At 40.2% G+C, this 8,629-nt stretch carries 5 protein-coding genes and 3 pseudogenes; 4 read left to right on the top strand and 4 right to left on the bottom strand.

Annotation, left to right across the window (positions count from 1 at the left end; genetic code table 11):
• The first annotated feature begins 209 nt into the window (after nt 1-209).
• Complete coding sequence (tal, locus tag HMPREF0027_RS03480; RefSeq protein WP_044024249.1) at nt 210-1,157, top strand: transaldolase; 948 nt, start codon at nt 210-212, stop codon at nt 1,155-1,157.
• 137 nt (nt 1,158-1,294) lie between these two features.
• On the opposite strand, the gene trmL is transcribed toward tal, so the two are convergent.
• The gene (trmL, locus tag HMPREF0027_RS03475; protein WP_005622309.1) at nt 1,295-1,774 is read right to left on the bottom strand and encodes a tRNA (uridine(34)/cytosine(34)/5-carboxymethylaminomethyluridine(34)-2'-O)-methyltransferase TrmL; all 480 of its coding nucleotides are present in this window, start codon (nt 1,772-1,774) and stop codon (nt 1,295-1,297) included.
• 57 nt (nt 1,775-1,831) lie between these two features.
• Nucleotides 1,832-3,970 carry a bifunctional 23S rRNA (guanine(2069)-N(7))-methyltransferase RlmK/23S rRNA (guanine(2445)-N(2))-methyltransferase RlmL gene (rlmKL, locus tag HMPREF0027_RS03470; RefSeq protein ID WP_044024248.1) on the bottom strand — a complete coding sequence of 713 codons (2,139 nt, stop codon included), beginning with the start codon at nt 3,968-3,970 and terminating at the stop codon, nt 1,832-1,834.
• Nucleotides 3,971-4,174: 204 nt separating this feature from the next.
• On the opposite strand from rlmKL, the gene HMPREF0027_RS03465 reads away from it, so the two are divergent.
• Nucleotides 4,175-4,804: a response regulator gene (locus HMPREF0027_RS03465; protein WP_005622307.1), complete on the top strand. Its 630-nt coding sequence runs from the start codon at nt 4,175-4,177 to the stop codon at nt 4,802-4,804.
• A gap of 47 nt (nt 4,805-4,851) precedes the next feature.
• Here the strand turns inward: HMPREF0027_RS03465 and treC are convergent.
• A pseudogene (gene treC / locus HMPREF0027_RS03460) lies at nt 4,852-6,447 on the bottom strand (alpha,alpha-phosphotrehalase).
• 103 nt (nt 6,448-6,550) lie between these two features.
• A pseudogene (gene treB, locus HMPREF0027_RS03455) lies at nt 6,551-7,974 on the bottom strand (PTS trehalose transporter subunit IIBC).
• A 223-nt stretch (nt 7,975-8,197) separates the two neighbouring features.
• Here treB and HMPREF0027_RS03450 point away from each other — a divergent pair.
• Both HMPREF0027_RS03450 and HMPREF0027_RS11600 read left to right on the top strand, forming a co-directional pair.
• Nucleotides 8,198-8,458 (top strand): YfhL family 4Fe-4S dicluster ferredoxin, encoded by a 261-nt coding sequence (locus tag HMPREF0027_RS03450; RefSeq protein ID WP_005614274.1) that lies wholly within the window; start codon nt 8,198-8,200, stop codon nt 8,456-8,458.
• 47 nt (nt 8,459-8,505) lie between these two features.
• A pseudogene (locus tag HMPREF0027_RS11600) lies at nt 8,506-8,629 on the top strand (IS1595 family transposase); the annotation flags it as partial.

The raw sequence follows: 8,629 nt of genomic DNA, 5'->3' as shown, positions 1-8,629 counted from the left end.
GCAAAAAGTTTAAAATAATTGACCCTTCGCATAACATTTATTCAAATTGAGTAAAACAAGTGCATTTTTGAGTAATTTCATGATAACTTTTGACTATAAGTCTAATTTTGTGATCTTCCTCACAAAATTATTCGTACTTTTTCGAGAAGTTACTGTTATTATATATGCCATTATCCTTATTCATCTATTTATATAAAGAGGAACCTTTTATGAGCCAATTAGATGCTTTACGTGAAATGACTGTTGTTGTTGCCGATACAGGCGACATTGAAGCAATCAAACAATATCAACCGCAAGATGCAACCACTAACCCGTCTTTAATTTTAAGTGCGTCTGCATTACCACAATATGCTTCATTAATTGATGATGCAGTGGCTTATGCTAAAGCAAAAAGTGATGATAAAGCCCAACAACTTATTGATGTGGAAGATAAGTTAGCAGTTAATATTGGTTTAGAAATTCTTAAAATCGTACCGGGACGTATTTCAACTGAAGTTGATGCTCGTCTTTCTTACGATACGGAAGCAACTATTGAGAAAGCTCGCCAAATTATGAAGCTTTATAATGAAGCAGGCGTTAGCAATGATCGTATTCTTATTAAAATCGCTTCAACTTGGCAGGGTATTCGTGCGGCGGAAGTGTTAGAGAAAGAAGGTATCAACTGTAACTTAACCTTATTATTCTCTCAAGCACAAGCTCGTGCGTGTGCAGAAGCTGGTGTTTACTTAATCTCTCCGTTTGTTGGTCGTATCTTAGACTGGTATAAAGCAGCAGAGAAAAAAGAATATGCACCGGCAGAAGATCCTGGTGTAATTTCTGTTACGAATATCTATAACTACTACAAACAGTACGGCTATCAAACCGTGGTTATGGGTGCAAGTTTTCGTAACGTAGGTGAAATTACCGAAATCGCAGGTTGTGACCGTTTAACTATTGCTCCACCGTTATTAAAAGAACTTGCAGAAAGCAATGCCCCGCTTGTTCGTAAATTAGAATATAAAGGTGAAGTGAAAACTCGTCCGGCACCATTAACAGAAGCGGAATTCTACTGGCAACATAACCAAGACCCAATGGCTGTTGAAAAATTAGCGGAAGGTATCCGTAAATTTGCAGTAGATATTGAGAAATTAGAAGCAATGCTTGTCGCTAAACTTTAATTACTGAATTATTGAAACAAAAATCCCAAGCTGAGGCTTGGGATTTTTTATGCTACTAGGTAAGCAAGCGGTCAATATCTTAGAATAATTTGTAAATTCTTGTAGAAAATTAACTGCTTGTTATTGATAGTGCTAAACTAAATAGGCTGTCTCGGCACAGAACCTTGATAACCGAATTGACGCCACGCCTCATATACAACAACCGCCACCGTATTAGAAAGATTCATACTGCGACTGTCTTTACACATCGGTACTCGGATTTTTTGCGACATCGGTAAACTATCCAAAATAGCCATCGGGATACCACGGCTTTCCGGCCCGAACATTAAGAAATCACCTAATTCATAACTCACTTCACTATGATTCGGTTCACCTTTAGTTGTTAGCGCAAATAAGCGTTTTGGCTTGGCACGTTCTAAAAAGTCTTCAAAATTTTTGTATTTTTGAATATCGACAAACTCGTGATAATCTAAACCTGAACGACGTAGTTTTTTGTCGTCCCACTCAAAACCTAGCGGTTCAATCATATGTAATCTAAAGCCACAGTTTGCACACAAGCGGATAATATTACCGCTGTTTTGTGGAATTTCCGGTTCATATAAAACAATATCTAACATTTTTATTTACCATCAAAATATGGAATACACAAATCTCGCTTGTGTATTCCATCATTGTTAATTTTCAATATGACGAATGATCCAGCAGTTATGGATTTGCGGATTACGCTCAAAATCAAGCGGTAATGTTTTATGGGAAATATTTTCCGATTGTAAACCTAATTCAGCTAAGCCTTCAAAATCCATTTTAAAACCACGCTTATTATTCGAGAATACGATTGTTCCGTCCGCCGTTAAAATGCGTTTAAGTTGCGTCATTAGTTTAATATGATCACGTTGTACGTCCCAGCTGTCTTCCATTCGTTTTGAATTGGAGAATGTCGGCGGATCAACAAAAATCAGTTCAAAACGCTCGCGACATTCCGCCAACCACTGCAAGCAGTCTGCTTGGAATAAACGATGATGACGTAACGGTAAGTTATTTAACTCTAAATTTTGCTCCGCCCAATTCAGGTAAGTATTCGACATATCTACCGTAGTTGTAGACTTCGCACCATTTAATGCGACATGAATTGTCGCTGAACCGGTGTAAGCAAAAAGATTGAGGAACGTTTTTCCTTTTGCCATCTGCCCTACCATCTTACGAGTTAAACGATGGTCTAAGAATAAGCCGGTATCAAGATAATCGGTCAAATTTACCCATAATTTTGCACCGTATTCGGTTACGTAGAAATAATCACCTTTATTGGCTAATTTCTCGTATTGGTTTGTGCCTTTTTGCTTTTGACGTACTTTTAATACCAATTTATTGGTTTCTACGCCTGTGACATACAAGGTTGCCGATACCGCATCTAATAAACGTTGACGGGCTTTTTGCTCATCAATATTTTTCGGTGCGGCATACTCTTGTACTACAATATGATCATCATAGCGATCAACCGCTAAATTATATTCCGGTAAGTCCGCATCATATAAACGGTATGCGTTAATCCCCTGTTGCTTCGCCCACTTTTCAATTTTCTTAATATTCTTCGTTAAACGATTTGCAAAGTCAGGAGCAACTTGTGCATTTTGCTCAAATTTAAGATCGTCCGCCTGTTGCTCTGCAACGGAACGTTCACTAACTTGATAGTTTTTCTGTAAACAATCTAACGGGCCGTTTTTCGCCTTAAATTGACGGTGTGAACGTAAACGTAAACAGTTCAACAATTCTGGTTCACCACTAAAAATAGACGCATTCCAACCACCAAATTGTTGTTTTAAACGTTGCCCGAATACCGAATAAAGAGCAATTAGCGCCAGTGTTGTACCTAAACGCTCACCATACGGCGGGTTACAAATCACGGTTCCGACTTGTTCAGGACAAGGATTTTTTAACGCAGCTACATCACCTTGTTGCCATTGAATTAAATGTGCTACACCGGCATTTTTCGCATTCTGTTTTGCTTTAGCCAATACATGATGATCAAGGTCAAAGCCGAAGAAAAGCGGTTGAATTTCTTCATTTTGTTGCAAATAGGCCTGCTCTAGCACCTCTTTCCATACCGCTTGTTGATGTCCTTTCCACGCATTAAAGCCCCAATGCTTACGGTGTAATTGTGGTGCAATCCCCGCTTGCATTTGTGCCGCTTCAATCAACAACGTACCCGAACCGCACATTGGATCAACCAGCAGTGTGCCTTTTTGCCAACCGGAACGAAGAATAATCGCCGCTGCCAATGTTTCACGTAGCGGTGCTTTACCTGTGTCTTCACGGTAGCCTCGCATATGTAACGCATCACCGCTTAAATCAAGCGATACCACCATATTTTCTCGGTCGAGATAAACGTGAATTCGAATATCTGCATGATCTTTATCCACTGTCGGGCGAGTGAAGCCTTTACGTTCAAAATAATCGACAACCCCGTCTTTTACACGCATTGCACCGAATTGGGTATTACGGATCTCGCGGTTAGTGCCGTTAAAATCGACAAAGAAAGTATCTCGCGGATCAAAAATGTCTGCCCAGTTGATACCGACGATCGTTGCGTATAAATCCAGATCACTAAAAATTTTGGTGGTTACCAACGGTAATAAGATACGAGAAGCCAAACGGCTATGTAGTAATGCCTGATATGCTCCTCGTTGGGTCGTTGTAAAATGCACTCCACCTTGTGCAACTTTACACTCGGCTTCACAGATCTGCTCCAGTTCTGTTTTTAACATTTCTTCAAAACCACGAGCAGCAGTGGCAAAATAAGTTGTTTGAGTCGTCATTGTTATCATTCTTTTAGCTAAAATTAGCGCTATTATAGCGGAACAAGCGGTCTAATAGTTGAAAAGTTTTACAAATCAATAGGAAATTTAACTAGACAAGAAATTGGCTAAGATCAAAAATGTTTCAAATTACCCAAAATGGGTAACTTGCTTTAGGTAAGTATAACCCTCAAAATTTATGCCAATTTTTATTGGAGGCACAAAATGACCGAACCTTATAAAATTCTTTTGATTGATGACCACCCGCTTATGCGTCAAGGTATGCGTCAAATTCTTGAATTAGAAGATAATTTTGTTGTAATTGGGGAAGCAAGTAACGGTACTGACGGCATTGCGTTAGCGTTAGGTAAAGATCCTGATCTGATTATTTTAGATTTGAATATGAAAGGAATCTCAGGTTTAGACACTTTACGCTCTCTACGCACGCATGGCGTGGACAGCCGTATTATTGTCTTAACTGTATCGGACGAACAATCTGATATTTTTGCGCTGATGGATGCCGGTGTTGACGGCTATTTGCTTAAAGACAGTGATACGGCTGATTTGGTGGAAAATATTCGTAAAGCGGCAAAAGGTGAAATGGTATTAAGTGAAACGGTACAGCAACATTTATTAGATCGCCGCCCAGAAAATGATCCGTTAAGTGTTTTAACCGACCGTGAACGTGATGTTTTACAGTGGATCGCAACCGGTATGTCGAACAAACAAATTGCCGGTCAGTTGTTCATTTCAGAAGAAACAGTGAAAGTACATATTCGTAATTTATTACGCAAATTAAATGTACATTCTCGTGTAGCCGCTACCGTGCTTTATCTAGAACAACAAAAAGGCTAAGCAAATTTTAGATTCAAAAAAAGAGGAGCAGTTGCTCCTCTATTTTTTTATGCGATGAAATAAATACTTTGATAGGGTTCAAGCCAAATCCCCTGTTCGGTTTGTGTGACTTGTTGGTAATTATTCATCAAGATTCGACCGCTTGTTTCAATATTAACGAGCTGCTTCTCCGCACTTAAATTGGCAACAACCGTTAATCTCTCTTGCGCTATTTGGCGGCGATACGCCCAAACCAGCGGATGTTCCGGCAGTAAATCCGTATAATCGCCATCCGTTAAGACTGCCAATTCCTTACGTAACGCAATTAATGATTGATAAGTGTAGAACACCGAATCTTTATCCGCCAAAGCTTGTTCCACATTAATGTCTCGGAAGTTTTTCGCTACATCAATCCACGGCTTACCCCTTGAAAAACCTACATTTTCGGTTGCGTCCCATTGCACTGGTGTGCGTGAGTTATCTCGCGATTTTTGCGCTAAAATTTTCAGAATAAGCGGTTCATTTTCACCTTTTTCTTACAATTCTGCATAAGCGTTGAGGCTTTCTACATCTCGATATTCTGTAATGCTGGTAAAGTTCGGGTTAGTCATCCCGATTTCTTCGCCCTGATAAATATACGGCGTGCCTTGCATTCCGTGTAGCAACATCGCTAACATTTTTGCCGACGTGGTACGAAGCTCACCTTCATCACCAAAGCGAGACACAATGCGAGGCTGATCGTGATTACACCAAAACAACGCATTCCACGCTTTGTTATGCATTCCCTGTTGCCAATAGTTAAAAATCGACTTCAGTTCCACATAATCAGGTTGAGCATACGTCCATTTTTCACCATTCGGGTAATCCACTTTAAGGTGATGAAAATTAAAGGTCATCGAAAGCTCCGTACCGGCTAAATTCGCATATTGCTGGCAATGCTCGAGCTTAGTCGAAGACATTTCGCCCACGCTCATTAAGCCATAAGGAGTAAGTGTTTTCTGATTGAGTTCTTGCAAATGTTGATGAATTTTATGCCCATCAGTATAAAAACGGCGACCATCCCCCTCAAAGTCGTCCTCATACTGTTCCGGTTTAGAAATCAAATTCACTACGTCTAAACGTAAACTGTCAATGCCTTTTTCTGCCCAGAAACGGCAAATATCAAATAATTCGGCACGCAAACGAGGATTTTCCCAGTTCAGATCCGCCTGCTCTGGGGCGAATAAATGTAAATAGTATTTTTGCGCTTTATCCGACCATTTCCACGCTGAGCCACCAAATTTCGATTTCCAATTAGTCGGGGTTTCTCGCCAAATATAGAAATCATGATATTCAGATTGCGGCTCTTCACCTTGCTTGAACCATTCATGGAAAGTCGAACTGTGGTTAAACACCATATCCATCACAATGCGAATATTGCGTTTGTGAGCCTCTACAATCAATTGCTCAAAATCTGCCATCGTGCCGTAGCTTGGGTCGATTTCACGGTAGTTAGCAATGTCGTAACCATTATCAATTTGTGGCGAAACGTACATCGGTGTAATCCAAATACCATCCCCCCCTAAGGTTTGCAAATTATCTAAACGCTTAATAATTCCCTGAATATCACCCGTGCCGGAACCTGTTGTATCTTGGAAAGATTTTGGGTAAATCTGATAAATCACCCCGTTTTTCTACCAATTTTTGCTCATCTTGCTTTCCTTATAAAATTAACAAGCGGTCAGATTTTAGTAAAATTTTGCGAAAATCTAACCGCTATCTATTTGATTATTCTAACGTTCCCGCTTTTTCTTTGCGTTTATAAACCATTGCGGTCAATGCTAACGGAACAACAATCGCCACTAACATTGCAACTGCAAACGTTCCCCAGTAAACGTGTTGAATTGATAAAATACCTGGTAAACCGCCCACACCGATACCGTTCGCTAGCACACCGGCGAAGCCACAAATCAAACCCACTAATGCAGCACCAATCATCGCACATAGCATTGGGAAGCGATATTTTAAGTTGATACCGTACATTGCCGGTTCGGTTACACCTAAATAAGCGGAAAGTGCCGCCGGTACGGAAACTTCACGTTCATTCGCTTTTTTGCTCACAAACACAATCGCCAATACGGCAGAAGCTTGTGCAATATTTGATAAAGCAATGATTGGCCAAACAGGCGTACCGCCAATACTTTGAATCATCTGCATATCAATCGCCAACGTGGTTTGGTGTACGCCGGTTACTACAAGCGGAGCATAAAGGAAACCAAATAACGCCGCACCGATTGGGGCAAAATCGCCGGTCATCGAATGTTTCACTACGAACGCAATACCGTTACCGATTTCACGTCCGATTGGGCCGATAATCGTATGCGCAAGGAACACAGCTAAGATAATTGATACCACCAGTACAATGATGAGGTTGAGATAGTTCGGCACGATTTTCGTCATAAAACGTTCAATATAGGCTAACGCCAACCTCGCCATAGTCGCCGGAATTACTTGCGCTTGATAACCGACTTTTTCCACTGCTAGGAAGCCGAAATCCCATACTTCCGGAACTTGCGAGCCTAAACCGTAAGAGTTCATTAGCTGAGGTGAAACAAGAGTCACACCCAACACAATACCAAGGATTGGCGATGTCCCCATTTTGCGAGCTATCGACCAACAAATTCCCACCGGTAAGAAATTGAAAATCGCCTCGCCAATCAGCCATAGGAAACTATGCACGCTAGCCCAAAAACTGCTGACTTGCACAAGTGTTTTGGTACCGTTTTCAAACATCGCAATATCGCTAATCACGTTGCGGAAACCTAAAATCAAACCGCCGCTGATTAACGCAGGCAACAACGGAATAAAAATATCCGCCATATGCGAGATCAAACGTTCATAGCCTTTTTGATTTTGACGAGCAGCCGCTTTCACTTGCTCTTTATCAACATTCGCTAAGCCGGTTTTCTCCAACACGATTTTGTAGTAATCACCGACTTCCTGCCCAATAACAACTTGATATTGCCGCCTGTAGCAAAATTCGCTTTTACCATCGGTAAGCCTTCTAACGCTTTGCTATCCACTTTGCTGTCATCATTTAACACGAAACGCAAACGGGTAATACAGTGAGTGACAGTCGCAATGTTTTCGCGACCACCAATAAATTCAATTAATTTATCCACATTTTGCGGATCGATTTTTGCTTTGGCTATAGGAATACTCCTGTTATTGGATGTTTGTTAACCTGAAAATTAAGTTGAATTATAGATATTGGCTATTTCTTGCAAATGGGAACGTTCCCTAAGGCATGGGTAAATTTAAAATTTGCGATCTAGATCACAAAAATTTTTCGTTTTAGCGTAAAATATCTGTAAATCTAAATTATCTTTTCGTTTTACCTGTATAATCGCTCACTTTTTAGAATACGTTGAATTTATGGCTTTACTGATTACCCACAAATGTACCAACTGTGATATGTGCTTACCCGAATGTCCGAATGAAGCAATTTCAATCGGCGATGATGTGTATGTGATTGATCCGGTATTATGTACCGAATGTGTCGGACATTATGAAAAGCCGACCTGTCAAAAAGTTTGTCCGATTACTAACTGTATTATTCCGGATCCGGAACATCAAGAAACGCAAGAAGAGTTATGGGAAAGATTTGTGATGATTCATCACCCAGACAAGATATAAAAATAAAAGGGGCTGTAGTAGATTAGCAAGAATGCTATACTACAAAAATGAAGATAACCCATTGTAAATTAAAGAAATATATACAAAGAAGATTGCTTGAATTTTTTGTTGCAGAAGTGACAGCCAGAACAGCTGCAGATTTATTAGGCATTCAAGCCAATACAGCTGCTC

Origin of the sequence: Actinobacillus ureae ATCC 25976 (assembly GCF_000188255.1) — a bacterium.
GTDB classification, from domain to species: Bacteria; Pseudomonadota; Gammaproteobacteria; order Enterobacterales; family Pasteurellaceae; genus Actinobacillus; species Actinobacillus ureae.
This window is presented reverse-complemented; position numbering and strand designations above follow the sequence as displayed.

Excerpts from the sequence above, each read along its gene's own strand:
- tal (WP_044024249.1), top strand. The coding sequence starts at position 210 with ATGAGCCAATTAGATGCTTTACGTGAAATGACTGTTGTTGTTGCCGAT.
- trmL (WP_005622309.1), bottom strand. The coding sequence starts at position 1,774 with ATGTTAGATATTGTTTTATATGAACCGGAAATTCCACAAAACAGCGGT.
- rlmKL (WP_044024248.1), bottom strand. The coding sequence starts at position 3,970 with ATGACGACTCAAACAACTTATTTTGCCACTGCTGCTCGTGGTTTTGAA.
- HMPREF0027_RS03465 (WP_005622307.1), top strand. The coding sequence starts at position 4,175 with ATGACCGAACCTTATAAAATTCTTTTGATTGATGACCACCCGCTTATG.
- HMPREF0027_RS03450 (WP_005614274.1), top strand. The coding sequence starts at position 8,198 with ATGGCTTTACTGATTACCCACAAATGTACCAACTGTGATATGTGCTTA.